The organism is Streptomyces sp. NRRL S-495 (assembly GCF_000966955.1).
Classification (GTDB): Bacteria; Actinomycetota; Actinomycetes; order Streptomycetales; family Streptomycetaceae; genus Kitasatospora; species Kitasatospora purpeofusca.
The window spans coordinates 1-465 of the sequence record NZ_JZWY01001216.1 but is presented as its reverse complement, the minus strand read 5'-3'; the positions used below and the strand labels follow the sequence as shown (position 1 = coordinate 465).

General features: G+C 74.4%; 1 protein-coding gene. It reads left to right on the top strand.

The window, feature by feature from the left end:
• The coding region (locus tag VR45_RS40710; RefSeq protein WP_045945023.1) for a polyketide synthase at window positions 1-465 on the top strand (465 nt) is incomplete at both ends.

Here is a 465-nt window from a genome sequence, read left to right as displayed (position 1 = left end):
GATGGACCCGCAGCAGCGGCTGCTGCTGATGGCGTCCTGGGAGGCCGTCGAGCAGGCCGGCATCGACCCGCTCACCCTGCGGGGCAGCCGTACCGGGGTGTACGCCGCGGCGATCGACCAGGGGTACGCCACGCTGGGCTCCGGCGCCGCCGAAGCCGTCCAGGGGTTCCTGATGACGGGGAACTCCATGAGCGTGATGTCGGGGCGGGTGTCCTACGCGCTCGGTCTCGAAGGCCCCGCCGTCACCGTGGACACCGCCTGTTCGGCCTCGCTGGTGGCGCTGCACCTCGCGGCGCGGGCCCTGCGGGCCGGTGAGTGCTCGCTCGCCCTCGCCGGCGGGGTCAGTGTGATGGCGCTGCCGGCGGTGTTCGTCGAGTTCAGCCGACAGGGCGCGATGTCCCCCGACGGCCGTTGCAAGCCGTTCGCGGCGGCCGCGGACGGCACCGGCTGGGGCGAGGGCGTGGG